General features: G+C 59.6%; 18 protein-coding genes. 5 read left to right on the top strand and 13 right to left on the bottom strand.

What is annotated here, in order from left to right:
* Nucleotides 1-64: 64 nt before the first annotated feature.
* From EUU25_RS14050 to EUU25_RS14040, 3 genes are all read left to right on the top strand, one after another.
* Nucleotides 65-562: a hypothetical protein gene (locus EUU25_RS14050; protein WP_158901990.1), complete on the top strand. Its 498-nt coding sequence runs from the start codon at nucleotides 65-67 to the stop codon at nucleotides 560-562.
* A 225-nt stretch (nucleotides 563-787) separates the two neighbouring features.
* A complete protein-coding gene (locus EUU25_RS14045) occupies nucleotides 788-1,789 on the top strand; it encodes an aspartyl/asparaginyl beta-hydroxylase domain-containing protein (protein ID WP_158901988.1) in 1,002 nt (333 codons plus the stop codon).
* 27 nt (nucleotides 1,790-1,816) lie between these two features.
* Nucleotides 1,817-3,568 carry a DUF885 domain-containing protein gene (locus EUU25_RS14040; RefSeq protein WP_158903441.1) on the top strand — a complete coding sequence of 584 codons (1,752 nt, stop codon included), beginning with the start codon at nucleotides 1,817-1,819 and terminating at the stop codon, nucleotides 3,566-3,568.
* A 6-nt stretch (nucleotides 3,569-3,574) separates the two neighbouring features.
* On the opposite strand, the gene EUU25_RS14035 is transcribed toward EUU25_RS14040, so the two are convergent.
* The 9 genes from EUU25_RS14035 to EUU25_RS13995 form a co-directional block, all read right to left on the bottom strand.
* Entirely contained in the window at nucleotides 3,575-4,168 is a 594-nt protein-coding gene (locus tag EUU25_RS14035) for a hypothetical protein (RefSeq protein WP_158901986.1), read from the bottom strand.
* Between the two features lie 62 nt (nucleotides 4,169-4,230).
* Nucleotides 4,231-4,779: a demethoxyubiquinone hydroxylase family protein gene (locus tag EUU25_RS14030; RefSeq protein ID WP_158901984.1), complete on the bottom strand. Its 549-nt coding sequence runs from the start codon at nucleotides 4,777-4,779 to the stop codon at nucleotides 4,231-4,233.
* Nucleotides 4,758-5,237, bottom strand: coding sequence for a disulfide bond formation protein B (locus tag EUU25_RS14025; protein ID WP_158901982.1), 480 nt, complete (start codon nucleotides 5,235-5,237; stop codon nucleotides 4,758-4,760). The genes EUU25_RS14030 and EUU25_RS14025 overlap by 22 nt, the downstream gene beginning before the upstream one ends.
* Before the next feature lie 3 nt (nucleotides 5,238-5,240).
* Nucleotides 5,241-6,617, bottom strand: a complete 1,377-nt coding sequence (locus EUU25_RS14020) for a S41 family peptidase (protein ID WP_158901980.1) — start codon at nucleotides 6,615-6,617, stop codon at nucleotides 5,241-5,243.
* A 114-nt stretch (nucleotides 6,618-6,731) separates the two neighbouring features.
* The gene (locus EUU25_RS14015; RefSeq protein WP_158901978.1) at nucleotides 6,732-7,898 is read right to left on the bottom strand and encodes a murein hydrolase activator EnvC family protein; all 1,167 of its coding nucleotides are present in this window, start codon (nucleotides 7,896-7,898) and stop codon (nucleotides 6,732-6,734) included.
* A gap of 4 nt (nucleotides 7,899-7,902) precedes the next feature.
* Nucleotides 7,903-8,325, bottom strand: a complete 423-nt coding sequence (locus tag EUU25_RS14010; protein ID WP_158901976.1) for a 23S rRNA (pseudouridine(1915)-N(3))-methyltransferase RlmH — start codon at nucleotides 8,323-8,325, stop codon at nucleotides 7,903-7,905.
* A gap of 24 nt (nucleotides 8,326-8,349) precedes the next feature.
* Nucleotides 8,350-8,742 carry a ribosome silencing factor gene (rsfS, locus tag EUU25_RS14005; protein WP_187351324.1) on the bottom strand — a complete coding sequence of 131 codons (393 nt, stop codon included), beginning with the start codon at nucleotides 8,740-8,742 and terminating at the stop codon, nucleotides 8,350-8,352.
* Between the two features lie 12 nt (nucleotides 8,743-8,754).
* Nucleotides 8,755-9,417: a nicotinate-nucleotide adenylyltransferase gene (locus EUU25_RS14000; protein WP_187351278.1), complete on the bottom strand. Its 663-nt coding sequence runs from the start codon at nucleotides 9,415-9,417 to the stop codon at nucleotides 8,755-8,757.
* On the bottom strand, nucleotides 9,381-10,646 hold the full coding sequence (locus EUU25_RS13995) for a glutamate-5-semialdehyde dehydrogenase (protein ID WP_158901970.1): 1,266 nt from the start codon (nucleotides 10,644-10,646) through the stop codon (nucleotides 9,381-9,383). The genes EUU25_RS14000 and EUU25_RS13995 overlap by 37 nt, the downstream gene beginning before the upstream one ends.
* Nucleotides 10,647-10,934: 288 nt before the next feature.
* Here EUU25_RS13995 and EUU25_RS13990 point away from each other — a divergent pair, with 288 nt between their 5' ends.
* Entirely contained in the window at nucleotides 10,935-12,104 is a 1,170-nt protein-coding gene (locus EUU25_RS13990; RefSeq protein ID WP_246162750.1) for a M23 family metallopeptidase, read from the top strand.
* 7 nt (nucleotides 12,105-12,111) lie between these two features.
* Nucleotides 12,112-12,528, top strand: coding sequence for a bactofilin family protein (locus EUU25_RS13985; protein ID WP_246162748.1), 417 nt, complete (start codon nucleotides 12,112-12,114; stop codon nucleotides 12,526-12,528).
* 206 nt (nucleotides 12,529-12,734) lie between these two features.
* Here EUU25_RS13985 and EUU25_RS13980 read toward each other — a convergent pair whose 3' ends face one another.
* From EUU25_RS13980 to EUU25_RS13965, 4 genes are all read right to left on the bottom strand, one after another.
* Nucleotides 12,735-14,198, bottom strand: coding sequence for an ammonium transporter (locus tag EUU25_RS13980; RefSeq protein ID WP_158901966.1), 1,464 nt, complete (start codon nucleotides 14,196-14,198; stop codon nucleotides 12,735-12,737).
* Between the two features lie 31 nt (nucleotides 14,199-14,229).
* Complete coding sequence (locus EUU25_RS13975) at nucleotides 14,230-14,568, bottom strand: P-II family nitrogen regulator (RefSeq protein ID WP_143776951.1); 339 nt, start codon at nucleotides 14,566-14,568, stop codon at nucleotides 14,230-14,232.
* Nucleotides 14,569-14,738: 170 nt separating this feature from the next.
* A complete protein-coding gene (locus tag EUU25_RS13970; protein ID WP_158901964.1) occupies nucleotides 14,739-15,443 on the bottom strand; it encodes an endonuclease/exonuclease/phosphatase family protein in 705 nt (234 codons plus the stop codon).
* The gene (locus EUU25_RS13965) at nucleotides 15,440-15,652 is read right to left on the bottom strand and encodes a putative signal transducing protein (RefSeq protein ID WP_158901962.1); all 213 of its coding nucleotides are present in this window, start codon (nucleotides 15,650-15,652) and stop codon (nucleotides 15,440-15,442) included. Before EUU25_RS13965 ends, EUU25_RS13970 begins: the two co-directional genes overlap by 4 nt.
* Nucleotides 15,653-15,654 lie beyond the last annotated feature (2 nt).

Genomic DNA, 15,654 nt, shown 5'->3' with positions numbered 1-15,654 from the left:
TAAACGGCCGCCAACGGCAGCTTCGCCGCCACGCCCCTTGCGGCGGTGAGTGAGGATGATGGTTATGCGTTCCAAAGTGATTGTGATCGGGCTTTCGTTGTTGGGTGCTTCCGCACCGGCAATGGCGCAGGACATTGAATTCCGCCCGGGCACCGGCGTCAGTGCGCAGGAAATTTCCCCGGCCGACGACGGCGCTGTGAATGAAATTGCAGCCAAAATGGCGGATCCGCAAATGCAGGACAGGATCGCAACGGCTGTCGAAACCATGACCCGAACGGTCATGGACATGCCGGTGGGGCCGCTGGTCGACTCCATCGAGAAGGCGCGTCCAGGTACGGTGAAGCGGAACATCCCCCGGGACGCCACGCTCGCCGACATTGCGGACCGCGATGCCGATGCGCTGCCCGAAAAGCTGGGAGAGGGCAGCCGTCAAATGCTGTCCATGGCGGGCAGTCTGGCGCAGGTGATGGCTGCGATGATGCCGGAATTTGAACGAATGGGCCGCGCGATGGAAGAAAGTTTCAAGGCCGCCAAGACACAAGCGCGGAACGCGCGGAACTGAGTGCGAAAAAAGACGAAACCGGTTGGGGGCATTTGACCGGTATAACCCTGCCAAGGGGTTCGTCACGTCTCTACGGGTCGCTCATCTTCGGATGGTGATAGGGACGTGGGCCGGTGCAGGGCCATCTTCTCAAGTGGCTCTGCACCATCCCGTTGCCAAAAGGTCGCCCGGCGGCTTATGGTCAGCGCAATGGCCGTTTCCGAACCTGTAACTCCAAAAGATCTTATGTCCGAAAGCCAAGCGGAAGCGCGGCTGACGCAAGACCGGTTCGACATTTCCGCACTGGTGGCCAAGGCCGACCACCGACGCGAGGCGGGCGACCGGCGGGCGGCCAATGCCTATTATGCGGCGGCACTGCGCATCGCGGCAGCGCGTCCGTCAACCGACAGCGGAGTCTTGCGCGACGTAGCGCGGGCGGAAACCGGCACGCGGTGGTTGGGGGAAATGTTTCAACAGGCGCTTGTTGATGCGCTTGAGGCGGGCGGATACCCGCGCGACAAGCAACATCCCCGTTTTCGCGCCTCGCTGGACATGATGCTCGGCATCACGCAACGCCTACCCGAATACCGCCCCTATCCGCAAAAGCCGATGGCACATTATTATCCGGATGTGGAATATCTGCAGTTTGCCGATACCAGCCACTATGATTGGGTGCCGAAAATAGAGGCCGGGTTCGATGCGATGAAGGCCGAGGCGCTGGCATTGCTGGCCGATCATCAGGGCTTTGAACCTTATATGAAAGCAACCGGAGAGCGGCCCCAGACGGATCATCATGGCCTGCTCGAAAATCCGGACTGGAGCACGCTCTATCTGTGGCAGAATGGCGCGCCGGTGGAGGAACATATAAGCCGCTGTCCCATCCTGTATCAGGCGATAATCGACCACGCGCCGCTCTGCCATATCGGCCCGCGTGCGCCATCCATCATGCTGTCGCTGCTCCGCCCGGGGGCGAAGATTCCGCCGCATACGGGCATGCTGAACAGCCGCCTGATCTGCCACCTGCCCCTGATCGTTCCGCCCGATTGCGGCTTTCGCGTGGGTAGCGAGACGATTGCGTGGCAAGAGGGCAAGATCATCGCGTTCGACGACAGCGTCGAGCATGAGGCGTGGAACAACAGTGCCTTTGACCGGCTCGTCCTGATTTTCGATATCTGGCGGCCCGAAATTACCGCCGAAGAACGCGCGCAAATTACGGCGATGTTCGCCGCGGTCGACAATTACCGATAACGCAAAAAGGAGAGGTCCATGCCGAAAATGTTGAAGGCTTTCACGCTCATTGCCCTGCTATCCTCGGCGGCTCCCGTCTATGCCGATGCCAATGCCGATCTGAAGACGCTGGTCGACGCCTATTGGGCCGATACGCTGAAGGAATCGCCCATCTTTGCAAGCTCCTTGGGGGTCGACACCTATGCCCGTGAGGTCGGCGACTTCAGCCTTGCGGCATCAGACCGTAGAGCCGCGACTGCGGCGGCCTTTCTTGCAAAGCTGAACGCCATTCCCCAGGACCAGCTGGACGCCGCCAGCAAGGTCGAGGCAGGCATTTTGGCACGCAGCCTGAACAGCACGATCGAAGGTAATCGCTTCGGCCAGCGCGCCATCAACTTCACCACCTATTCCAGCTGGCACCAGAGCTTTGCCGGCATGGCGAACAACCTGCCCTTCCGCACCAAGGCCGACTATGAAAGCTACAATGCGCGGCTGGCGCAATATGCGGCGGTGAACGACCAGAATATTGACGTCGCCAATGTCGCCATTCGCGGAAAATACACCCAGCCCTGCGAAACGCTGGAGGGTTTTGAGGCGACGGTGACCGGCCTGATCGTAGCCGACCCCAAAAAGGCACGCCACTTTGGCCCCTATACCCGCGCCAAGCCCGAAAGCCTGACGACCGCCGAGTTCGATGCGTTGGCCGACGAGGCGGCGAAAACAATCGAGACTGTCGTCTATCCCGCCTTGCGCAAGCAGCTCGACTGGTATGTGAAGAGCTACAAACCGGCCTGCGCCAAAGCCCCCGGCGTGTCGGCCCAGCCGGGCGGTGCGGCCTATTATAATTTCCGGATCCGCGAGGAAACGACCACCAATCTGACCGCCGACCAGATCCACAATATCGGCCTTTCGGAGGTCGCCCGCATTCGGAACGAAATGGTCGAGGTCGCGAAAAAGGCGGGCTATGAAAGCCGCGAGGCCTTTATCGAGCATCTACGCACAGATCCGCAATATTATGCCAAGACACCTGAAGAGTTGATGGAAAAAACGGCGCGGGTCGCCAAGTTGATCGACGGCAAAATGCCGACCCTTTTCGGCAAGCTCCCACGCCTGCCCTATGGCCTGCGCGAAATTCCGAAGGAGACGGCAGAGGGGACAACGACCGCTTATTATAATCCGGGATCGCCCGAAGTCGGCATTTCGGGCACCTATTATGTCAACACGTCCAAGCTGAACCAGCGGCCCTTCTGGGAAATACCGGCACTCAGCATGCATGAAGCGGTTCCCGGCCACCATCACCAGATCGCGCTGCAACAGGAACTTCCGCTGTCGGACTTCCGCAAAAATGGTGCCTTCTTCACCGCCTTTGTCGAAGGCTGGGGGCTTTATTCGGAGCGTCTTGGACTTGAGATCGGGCTCTATGACACGCCTGCCAAGGATATGGGCCGCCTGTCCTACGAAATGTGGCGCGCCTGCCGGCTTGTCGTCGACACCGGCATTCATGCCAAGGGGTGGACGAAGCAGCAGGCGATTGATTTCATGACCGAGAATAGTGCGCTTTCGGCGGCCAATATCGAGGCGGAGGTCAACCGCTACATCAGCTGGCCGGGTCAGGCGCTGGCGTACAAGCTGGGCGAGCTGAAGATCCGCGAGTTACGGGCGATGGCGACCAAGGAGCTGGGGCCCAAATTTGACCTGTCGGCCTTCCACGATGCCGTGCTGCGCCAGGGGGCGGTGCCGCTCGACGTGCTTGAAAGCCAGATCAGGGACTGGGTCGCCAGCGAAAAGGCGAAGGGCTAGGCGCTCTTATTTGGGCTCAGGCAGTGGCTCTGCGTCTGCTGCCTGACGCTCGGCGGCTTCCTTTGCGTCAAGCTCCGCCTGCAGGCGTGCCTCGCGTTCGGCGCGGCCCTTTTCAAATTCCTTCACCCGCTCTTCAACCGCGGCGGCTTCCGCGTCGATGCCCGCCATGCGCTTGGCGCGTTCGGCGGCGATCAGGCGGCCGAAGGTGATGCCGGGATCCTGCGCCTTTTCGGCATAAGCGCGGTCGATTTCCTTGAGGCCACATCCGGTAAACCCGCCCGCGCCGGAGGGCGAGCAGCTCATCGTGCCGCTGGCACCGACATATTCATAGGCCTTGATGCGTTCCGACATCGCCTGGTTGCGGGGATCATTGGGGTCACCGCGCAAGTTGGAGGGGATGCGATAGCGATCCGCCTCATCCATGCGCGCGCAGACCACGATTTCATCGCCGGTACTTTCCGGGCATTTGTCATTGCCATAGACGATCAGCTGGTTGATCTTTTCGTCGCCCGGCTGGCTGGCGCCGCTGTGCTGCGCATAGGATGCGGACGCGGTCAGCACCGCCGTTGTCGTCAAGACCAGTGTGGCAAATCGTTTCACGATGCATTCTCCGTTTAATCTTGTTTGGCCTTGGGACTTCAACACTGAACGGGCGATGAAGTTCATATCCGTTTGGAAACGGCAATCGCGGTCCGGCAGCCAAGGCGAATGACTGCGCTCATCAGCGGATAGGCAGGGGCGCGCTCTGCACCTTCGGCAAGCGCGGTGGCTTTATGCTCCAGCTCGTCGGCCTGGAAATCGGCAACCATTGCGGACAGTTCGGGATCGCTATCGCCCAATTCTTCCAACTGCTCAGCATAGTGCCGGTCAATTTCGGTTTCGACCGCAACCGTACAGGCCATGGCTGCCTCGGGACCGATCGCGGCGGTCACCGCGCCAAGGGCAAAACCCGCCACATCCCAGATAGGATGCAATAGGGTCGGACGCACACCGCGTTCCGCCATCATCTTGTCAAAGGCCGAAAGGTGCCGCTCTTCCTGCTCCGCCATATGCGCGATGCTGCGTGCGGCGGGGGTACGGTCGCCCATAACGGCGAGCTGCCCTGCGTAGATGCGCTTGGCACCATATTCCCCGGCCTGGTTGACGCGAATCATGCTTTTGATCGCGTCGGAACGCTGGGCTGCGGTTTTCAGGATATTTTGCTGCGCCATATTGTCCACAAGATGGCGATTGCGCCGCCTGTCGACAAGAGGAAATTATACCCGGCCAGCGAAATGCCGAATAAAGTCCACGGCGCGGTATCGCAGCGGACGAGCGGCGCATTCATGATCGACTTGAGCAGTTCGTCGCCGGACCCCGAAATCGTCGCGGTGCAGGACGTCAGACCTTCCCACCATCCATATTCGACGCCAGCATGAAAGCCGCCGATCAGGCCGCTGGTCAAGATGCCCAGCGCCGCCAGCGCGACCAGTGCCTTGCGGTAACCGGGATTACCCACGAAAAAGGCGATAGCCGCAAGCGCGACCGCCTCGAAATGGGGATAGCGTTGCCACCAGCACATTTCACAGGGCGGCAAACCGCCAATATATTGCGAGCCATAGGCCCCCGCCAGCAACCAGGCGGGGAGCAGAAACGCCAGCCTATGCGCAAAACCGATTTTTTGGTTCATCGGTTAATTCTGCGCCTTACCCTTTACCGGCTTTTCGGCCAGCTTCATGGTCTTGGTGCCCAAGCGGTTGAGCGTTTCCATCGCATAATGCAGTTGGAAATCGGTAATCCCCTTGGCCTTCAACTGCTCGGCCGTCAGGGCGAAGCGGGGATCGTCGGCGATATCTTCTTCCAGCTCTTTCGCATTATCCTGCATCTCGTTGATCAGGTGACGACGAAGATCGGATTCGCGAATGGCAACGCGCTTCTTGTAATCAGGGTCGGAAAGCTGCGGGACCTGGATGTCGGGCTTGATGCCGCCTTCCTGAACCGAGCGGCCCGAAGGCAAATGGTAACGGGCAACCGTCAGGCGAAGGCCCGTATCGCGCGTCAGGGGCAGTACATTCTGCACCGAGCCCTTGCCGAAGCTGCGTTCACCCATGACGAGACCGCGGTGATGGTCCTGCAGCGCGCCGGCAACGATTTCCGATGCCGAAGCAGAGCCTGCGTCCACTAATACGATGATCGGTGCGCCGCCGGTCACATCGCCGGGAACAGCGCGTTCGGCCCACCAGCGTTCAATGTCACGCTTGTCGCGTCCACGCTCCGATACGATTTCCCCGCTGGCGAGGAAGGCGTCGGAGACTGCGACCGCTTCGTCCAAAATGCCGCCCGGGTTGGACCGCAGGTCGACAATATAGCCCAAGGGCTTCCCGCCCAATGACTTCTTGATGCTCGATACGGCGGCGACAACATCCGCGCCGGTCTCTTCGGAAAAGCCGGTGATGGTGATCAAACCAATGCGGTCCTTCACTTCCCAGCGGACGGGCTTGAGGTCGATGATGGCGCGGGTGATGGTGACATCAAAGGGCGCGTCGCGACCGGGCCGGACGATGGTCAGCTTGATCGATGTACCCGGTTCGCCGCGCATGGCTTCGACCGCTTCATCAAGCGTACCGCCGAAAATCAGCTTGCCGTCGAGATGCGTGATATAGTCGCCGGACTTGATGCCTGCCTTGTCGGCGGGGGTATCCTTGGTCGGGGCGATAACCTTAACCGCTTCGTCTTCCAGCGTTACGGACAGGCCAAGGCCGCCATATTCGCCGTCAATCTGGGTTTGCAGGCTGCTGAAATCGGATTTGTTCAAAAAGCCGCTGTGCGGATCGAGGCTGGCCAACATGCCCTGAATGGCGCCTTCCATAAGCTGCTTGTCATCGACCTTGTCGACGTAGCTGGATTTCACCTTTTTATACACCGCAAGGAACTGTTCCAGTTCGCGAATCTGGTCTGCTTGCAATTGCGCGGCAGATTTCGGCGGAGCACTTTGTGCGAGCAAAACCGTCGCAGGAACGGCAAAGGTCAAAGCCAGTGCCAAGGTAGAAGGAAGCAGACGCTTTTTCATAGGATAATCCAGTCCTTAAATCAGGACATCTTCTATAGTGTGCCTGAACCAATGGTGAAAGCGCGTTTACCACGAACGTCAAAACTTAAGCCATGAACGTATTTGGGACGCGCTTCAGCGCAGCAGCGCGGCAATATCCATAACGCGGCCGTTCTTGCGTAGTTCCACGCCAATTTCGCCTGTTTGCCTGTCGGCCAGACCCAGAAGGCTGCCTTGCTTGACCGTTTCGCCCTTGGCCACCTTTATGGTTCCCAAATGGGTGATCAGGCTGTTCCAGCCATTGCCATGTTCCAATATGACAATCTGGCCATAGCTGCGGTAGCGTCCGGCAAAGGAAACCTTACCCGCAGCAGGAGCTACAATCTGCGCCTCGGGTGCAACCGAGAGGCGCATGCCACGCTCGCGATATCCGGTTGTATTGAGTTCATTGAAACCGGAGACCACTTTACCCCGCACAGGCAGAATATAGACACGCGCCCGTGCCTCCACCTGCCGGTCATCGGCGAGACGCAGCGCAGGCCCCGACAAGGCGGCTAGTTCCGCTGCAGTCACGCTCCCGAGCCGTTCAGTATCAATACGCCCGACAATGTCCCGCGCCCGCTCCCCCTGGGCAATCGCCCTTTCAAACTCGATGGCAGCGTTGGCGGCAAAATCATCAGCCTTGCCGCGCGCATTCCCTTCAAGGCGTGCCAAAGCCGTCCTGCGATTCGTCAGGCGGCTGCGCGCGTCGCTCAATGTTTGCAGGGCGAGCAACTCCTGCGAACGCAGTTCGTTCTGGCTTGCGATTTGCTGGCGCAAGGCGTTGGTGCGCTGCACGATCTGGGGCTGCACCGTCGCCATCACGGCACGCACATGGATATAATCTTCGCGATGCCCCGGCTGCGCCATCATCAGTGCCGTCGGGCGTCCGGTCATTTGCTGCAACGCGGCGTTCAGGCGCAATATCGGTTCGCTTTGCTTGCCCAGCAGTTTCTGCTGCGCACGTTGCCGGCGGCTGATGATGGCAACCCGCGCATTTGCTGCTTCGATCTGCGCCTCGGCAGCGGCGATCTCGGCGGACAGCACGGCGCGCTGGGCAACGATCCGGTCGGCGGCGCTGGCGGCATTGCTGGCCTCTTGCCGCAACATCTCGCTGCGGCGCTCCGCCCGCACAGCCTTCAGCTTCGCATCACGCAACGCCTGTTCCTGCGCACCCAGGGTCGGTGCATTCTGCGCCATCAACGTGGCGGCAAATCCAACGGGGGCAAGGGCCAGAAGCGTCAGGGTCAAGGCAAAGCGCATGTGCCTATCCCTCGCGATGATAGGGATGGTTGGCGAGTATGGCGGTTGCCCGGAACAATTGTTCGGCAAGCATCGCCCGTGCCATCAAATGCGGCCAGGTCGCTTTGCCAAAGGCAATCAGCTTATCTGCAGTCTCGCGCTCGGCATCGCTAAATCCGTCGGCTGCGCCAATCAGAAAGCGGGTTTCGCGGACCCCTTCATCCTGCCATTTTCCCAACAGGCGCGCGAATTCCATGGAACCCAGCTGTTCGCCTTTTTCATCGAGAAGGATTGTTTTGGCGGGTGCATCCCCCGCCGGAACTTCACCGCCACGGTCGGGAAGTTCGCTATGTTTCACCGGCCAGCTGATACGCTTGAGATAACGCTCAACAAGCTCTGCTTCCGGCGAACGGCCGATCTTCCCGCGTGCAATGATGTGCAAACGCATGGCCATGATCGGCGGGAATGAAGATCAGGCCGACGCGGTTTCAGGCGCGTCGCCGAAAGCCCACATACGTTCCAGATTGTAGAAGCTGCGCACTTCCGGCCGGAACAGGTGCACAATCACATCTTCGGCATCGATCAGCACCCAGTCGGCAGACGGCAGTCCTTCGATTCGCGCATGGCGACCAGCCTGCTTGATCCGCTCGGCAAGCTTCTGCGCCATGGAGGCCACTTGCCGGGACGAACGACCGGAAGCGACGACCATATGGTCGGCGATGTTGCTTTTTCCTTCGAGGGGAATCGAGACAACGTCCTGCGCCTGATCATCGTCGAGCGACTTTAGGATGAGTTCGTGGAGCTTTTCAGGGCTCAATACGGGTCCCTTGGCCTTGGCGGCGGTGGGGACGGAAGCGGAATCTATCAAGTGTGCTCCTTACAGAACAATTTTATGGGTGACGCCATCACGTGCGCCAGTTCCTGAAAATCGCTGATACCAATGAGGGTCGGCGCGGCGAATTGCGGTTGCCGAACGAGGATCTGGACGAAAGCGCAAAAAGACAAGCGCTGGCGTACTCCATCTTGTCCAGTGATGACGCTGGTCCGGACGCCGGACAAACCGCCTGAACCAGGCCATTGCGGGACCCGCAACAGCCTTTGCATCATAGCCGGGTCTTGCGATAACTGCAATCGGCATCAATCGCGCTATATCTCTCCACTGCCGCCAGTGATGAAATTGCAACAAATTATCCGCGCCCATGATCCAGATGAACCGTATTTTCGGATATTTTGCGACGATCTTACGCAGCGTATCGATGGTATAAACCGTGCCCAATTCACGCTCGATTGCGGTCGCCTTTATCGGACTGCGCCGCGCTTGCACCTGCGCAGACCCCAACCGCGCCACTAGCGGGGCCATCCCTGCTTTCGGCTTTAACGGATTGCCGGGCGAGACCAGCCACCAATATTCGTCGAGGTCCAGCGCATCGATAGCAAACAGGCTGATATCCCGATGCCCGCCATGCGCCGGATTGAACGAACCGCCCATCAGGCCGATGGTTTTCAAGGCCGTGTTTGCCCTTGGCCGTGCACCAGCCATTTATAGGTGGTCAAACCTTCCAGTGCTACGGGACCGCGCGCATGCAGCCGTCCGGTGGCGATGCCTATTTCCGCGCCCAGCCCGAATTCACCGCCATCGGCATATTGGGTCGAGGCATTGTGCATGACGATGGCGCTGTCGACTTCGGCGAGGAACCGTGCAGCAACCGCGTCATCGTTGGTGATGATCGCGTCGGTATGATGTGACCCATGTCGGGCGATATGGTCCATCGCCTCATCAAGGCCGCCCACCAGACAGGCCGATATGACCGAATCGAGATATTCGGTATCCCAATCGGCATCGTCGGCAGACACCGTGCGCGGATCGAGTTCCATCAGCGCTTCGTCGGCCCGGACTTCGCAGCCGGTTTCGAGCAGCGCCGCGATCAGGTCGGCAGGCGCGGGATAATCCTGATCGATCAGCAACGTCTCTGCAGCGCCGCAAATGCCCGTGCGCCGCATCTTTGCGTTGACGATGATGGCGTTAGCCATCGCCGGGTCGGCATCCTTGTGCACATAGATGTGGTTGATACCGTCGAGATGCGCCAGCACGGGAACCCGCGCCTCGTCCTGCACCCGCGCCACGAGCGATTTGCCGCCGCGCGGAATGATCATGTCAATGGCACCCTGCGCGCGCAGCATCGCGCCAACCGCCGCACGATCCTGCGTCGGGACCAGTTGGACGGCATCGGCGGGCAAGCCTGCTTCGACGATGCCGGATACCATCGCCTTGTGGATCGCACGGTTGCTGTGCACCGCCTCGCTTCCACCACGCAGGATGACAGCGTTCCCGGCCCGCAGTCCGAGTGCAGCGGCATCCGCAGTTACATTGGGACGGCTTTCATAAATGATGCCCAAGACACCGATGGGGATGCGCACGCGGCGCATGACAAGGCCATTGGGTTGGGTGCGACTGTCGATCACGTCGCCCACGGGATCATCCAGAACGGCTACTTGATCAATCGCATCGGCAACCGCAGCAAGACGACCTTCGTCCAGTTTCAGCCGGTCCAGCATCGCGGCCGAGAGGCCTGCCTTTGCCCCCGCTTCCATATCCAGCGCGTTCGCCGCAATGATGCCTTGGCTTTCCTGCCGCAGCGCCGCCGCCGCTGCCTTCAGCGCGGCAGCCTTGGCCGCGTCGGTCGCCAGCGCAAGCACCCTCGCCGCAGCGCGCGCCTTCGCCGTCATCTCGGCGATCAGCTGGTCCGGAATAGGGTGCTCGGCAGTCATGGGGAAACCCGTAGAGAATCTGCGGAAAAATAGAAAGCAGCCTTGCCAAAAACGCTTTCACCAAAAGGCCGCGAATCGGTCTGTCGATAACTATCTGATTTCGTTAACTATTCTGAATTTTTGATTTTTTACAGGCGGTTTCATCCGGTCACAATTGGTCAAATTGGTAACGATTTCCACAACTCACCGTGTGACTCGCCCGATTCGTCACGACTCGTCCCCATCCGATTCGCCCGCACCCCGCAGACCTGCTACCGGCGCTGCACAAATAAAAAAATGGGGTGGGTCGTGTCGCTACAGACCAGATTGACTGGCTGGAAAAGCCAGATCGCTGGATGGTTTATTGACCGCGAATTTTTCATGCGGGCCAATGGCCAAGTCCGGTTTTTGAAGATTTCCGCACAACTGCAACGCCGCGTTGCAGGGGTGACCGCTTTTATCGTGGGCGCGTGGCTGATCGTCACGCTGGGCATGGCCGTGAACCAGGTCAGCGTGTCCATCGAACGGATGGCGCTGAACGAAAAAGAGGCCAAGGTCGAATCCGCCGAGGAACGCGTGGCCAACTACCGTGGTTCCATCGACGAGGTGACCAAGGACCTCGAGCGTCGCCAGAAAATGCTGGAAAGCCTGAGCGACCAGTATCTCGACGAAATTCCCGCAGCAGCCGCGACCGGCACCGATGCCGCAGCACAAGACGATAAAACCGTCAAAACCATCAGCGCCCTCGTTCCCGAAGCCGCCGGCCTGGCCCGCATCGAAGCGCGGCAGATCCGCTTTGCCGAATTGATGACAAAGGTCGCACAGGCCCGCACACAAAAGGCCGAGGCCGCGATCCGCCAGTTCGGCCTAAACCCCGACTTTTTGGCGCGGCAGGCCACCAGCGCACAGGGTGGTCCGTTCGAATCCTTCTTTGGCAGCTCCAAAAAGGATGTCCGCGATCCGCGCTTCACCAAGCTTGCGATGTCGCTTGGCCGGATGGACGCCATGGAGCGTGCCTTGGCCGCTATTCCAACCTCCATGCCCGCCGCCGTCATGATGATGTCGAGCGGCTTTGGCTATCGTAGCGATCCGTTCACCGGCGCAGGCGCGATGCACAATGGTCTTGATTTCAAAGGCCCCATTGGAACACCCATCTTGGCCGCCGCCGATGGCCGCATAACGCATGCGGGATCACAAGGTGGCTATGGAAATACGATCGAAATCACGCACGCTAATGGTTTGGTAACCCGTTATGCCCACTTGTCTGGATTTAACGTCAAGCTTGGCCAGAAGGTCGCGCGTGGCGCGCAAATCGCGCGGATGGGCAGCACAGGTCGTTCGACCGGCAGCCATCTGCATTTCGAGGTCCGCCTGAACGGTCAGGCTATTAACCCACGGAAGTTTTTGGAGGCTAACCCTGATGTTCTCGAAGTCCAAAGCGTCGCCGGAATCCGTGCAGACACCAGCACAAAGGAATAATGGCAACGTGCGTAACAATTCCGGTCACACCTTTTCCATCATCGCATCCGATGTCGAAATCGTCGGCAACCTGAACGCCCGCGTCGACCTGCATATTGATGGCAAGATCCAGGGCGATGTGACCTGCGGCAATCTCGTCCAGGGCGAGGGCAGCATCATTGCAGGGAAGGTCATCGCCGAATCCGCGCGCCTGTCGGGCAGCGTGGAAGGATCGATCGAAGCCAATGATTTGGTGATTGAATCGACCGCCCGCATTACCGGCGATGTCGTCTACACCAACCTGACCATCGCACCCGGTGGCCAGATCGAAGGCAAGTTCCGGCACAAGTCCTCCGGCGGTGCACCTAGCATCAGCCGCACGACCGTCGACATCAGCAAGGTGGCCGACCCGTTGATCCTGGGCACGGAAGCCAAGGTCGCTTAAACACAGCGGCATCGCTTAAAAAGAGGCGGTCCTTTCGGCCGCCTTTTTTGTTGCCCGCCGTCCACGCCCCGCGCCTCTCACCCTCATACAAAAATGGCCCGAACCATTGGGTTCGGGCCGTAAGTTGGATGTTCGCGGGAGGAACATCTTGAGGAGGCGGGGCGTAAAAGGAGAGGAGAGAACGCCCCGCCGCCAAGCTTTGAAACTCAATAATTGTAGGCGCGTTCTCCATGGCTGGAGAGGTCGAGACCTTCGCGTTCCGCTTCTTCGGTCGGACGCAGGCCGGTGGTGAACTTCAGACCGTAGAACAGCACTGCCGAAACAACGGCGGTCCATGCCACGGTGATACCCACTGCCTTGATCTGCGTGATAACCTGTGCGGCCATGTCGTAGGTTCCGGGCACGGCCGGGAACACGGTGTAGTCGAAGAAGCCCTGACCACCCAGCGACGGGTCAGCAACGATACCGGTGCCGATAGCGCCGACGATACCGCCAATGCCGTGCACGCCGAAGACGTCGAGCGTGTCGTCATATTTCAGCTTGTTCTTCACAACCGCTACGAAGAGGTAGCAGACCGCCGATGCAACGAAGCCGAGCAGGATCGACGTCATAGGTGCTGCAAATCCGCTGGCCGGTGTAATCGCAACCAGACCTGCAACAGCACCTGTCACCGCGCCGAGAAGCGAAGGCTTGCCATGGTGCAGTTGTTCGATGATGCACCATGCAACGGCAGCGGCCGCCGTAGCAACAAAGGTGTTGATGAAGGCGAGAGCCGCAAGGCCATTGGCTTCGAGGTTCGAACCAGCGTTGAAGCCGAACCAGCCCACCCACAGAAGCGAGGCGCCGATCATGGTCATGGTCAGGCTGTGCGGAGGTGTAGCTTCCTTGCCATAGCCGACGCGCTTGCCAACGATGAGGCATCCGACGAGACCGGCGATACCGGCGTTGATGTGGACAACCGTGCCGCCTGCAAAGTCCAGAGCGCCCATGCCCCACAGCAGACCATAGTCGGTCGGTGCATCAACCAGGAAGTCCGGGCCGGCCCAATACCATACCATGTGCGCGATCGGGAAGTAAGCGAAGGTCAGCCACAGCACGGTGAAGATCATCAACGGCGTGAACTTGATACGCTCCGCAAAGGCTCCGACGATCAGCGCCGGCGTGATGCAGGCAAAGGTCATCTGGAAAATGACGAAGGCATATTCCGGAATGTAGACATTGTTGCTGAAGGTGGCCGCAAAGGTCGTTGCGTCGACACCCGCCAGAAACGCCTTGGAGAGGCCGCCGATGAACGGACCGCCGCTGGTGAAGGCAAGGCTGTAGCCGTAGCTGACCCAGACAAGCGCCGCGACCGAAACGATCATGAACACCTGCATCAGCAGGCTGAGCATATTCTTGGTGCGGACAAGGCCGCCGTAGAAGAGCGCAAGTGCAGGGATCGACATCAGCAGGACCAGCGCGGAGCTGATCAGCATCCATGTGGTGTCGCCCTTGTCGACCATCGTCGCCATCTGCTCGACTGTAGGAGCCTTGATGGGACCTTCGGCAACTGCGGCAGTCGCTGCCGCGGCACCATCGGCTACTGCTTCGGCAGCCTCCTGTGCAAAGGCGGGCAGAGCAGCGAACAATGTCGCCCCCGCCGCGCCTATGAATTTGAGTGTTTTGGACATTTTATGGTTCCCCTAGCTTGATAGTGTCGCGTCAGAGCGCGGTTTCGTTAGTGTCGCCGGTCCGGATGCGTAACGCACCGGCAAGCTCGAATTCGAAAATCTTGCCATCGCCAATTGCGCCGGTTTCGGCGGCATGCTGGATGGCTTCGATCACCGCAGGTGCCTGATCGGTTGCACAGGCAATCTCGATCTTCACCTTGGGTACCATGTTGGTTTCATATTCCGCGCCGCGGTAGATTTCGGTCTGGCCCTTTTGACGGCCAAAGCCTTTGACCTCGGTCACTGTCATGCCCGACACACCAAGCGCGGTCAGCGCTTCGCGGACCGGGTCAAGCTTGTGCGGCTTTATCACTGCTATAATATATTTCATGCACACCCCCGTTGGTTGTGCAGTGCAATATGCAAACGCCGTGCCAGAATCGCGGAGTCGCGGAATCGGTCGGTTTTGCGTCCGAACTCACTCTGAATCAAATCGGGAACATGTTAACACTTGCTTAAATATTGAGCAGCAGCATTTGACTGCCTAAATATTGAGCAGCTTTAGCCTATGTGCAGTGCCGCCCAAACGGGCAGATGGTCCGATGCCTGTTTGGAGAGCGGCGAGACATGGCAATCCGCCTCTGTCACCTGAATATCATGGCTCACCACGATCCGGTCCAGCCGCGCCACGGGGCGGGCCGTGTGGAAGCTTTTGGGGGTTTGAACCAGACGATGGTGATGAAAGGCCAGCTCGCTCAAGGCACCGCTGTCCGACCATTGGTTGAAATCGCCCATCATGACCGTGGGCATCAGCCGGGGACAGGCATCAATCGCGGCCAGCAGTGCCCGTACCTGCTTGCGCCGCCAAAGCCCCGAAAGGTCGAGATGGACGCCAATGACGCGCAAGGAATGTCCCGCAACCGACAGCTCCGCCATCACCGCTCCGCGAGGTTCGAGGGTCGGCATTTCGATGGGCTCCGCGCGCCGCACTTCGATCCCCTTGCGGACCAATATGGCGTTGCCGTGCCAGCCGATGGCAGCCGGACGAAAGTGCAGGGGCACCGGCATCCACGATGTTTCCGCCTCCAGCATGGCCAGAGGAAGCGCGCTCACCCGCGCACCGAAACGGCGGTCCACTTCCTGCAAAGTAATGATGTCCGCGTCGATCTCGTTCAGCACGCTGATGATGCGCGCCGGATTGCGGCGTTGGTCCAACCCAACCGCCTTGCGTATATTATAGGTCGCCACCTTGATCGCATGGCTCATGCGCTGTCCGCCTCGCGCAGAATCATTTCGGCCTCGTCCCGTTCATCCTCGTGCACCATCAGGCGGACCGGGATGGCGAATGCGGCGCTGTCGGCAATATTCATTCCGGCATCAAAGGTGACCGCGAGCAGCCCGTGGGATTCGAGAAGTGTGCGGGCGATTTCCGCCTCTATGCCGTTTGGATAACGGGCGAGTTCGACCAGTGACATGC

Origin of the sequence: Sphingorhabdus lacus (genome assembly GCF_009768975.1) — a bacterium.
Taxonomy (GTDB): Bacteria; Pseudomonadota; Alphaproteobacteria; order Sphingomonadales; family Sphingomonadaceae; genus Sphingorhabdus_B; species Sphingorhabdus_B lacus.
This window is presented reverse-complemented; position numbering and strand designations above follow the sequence as displayed.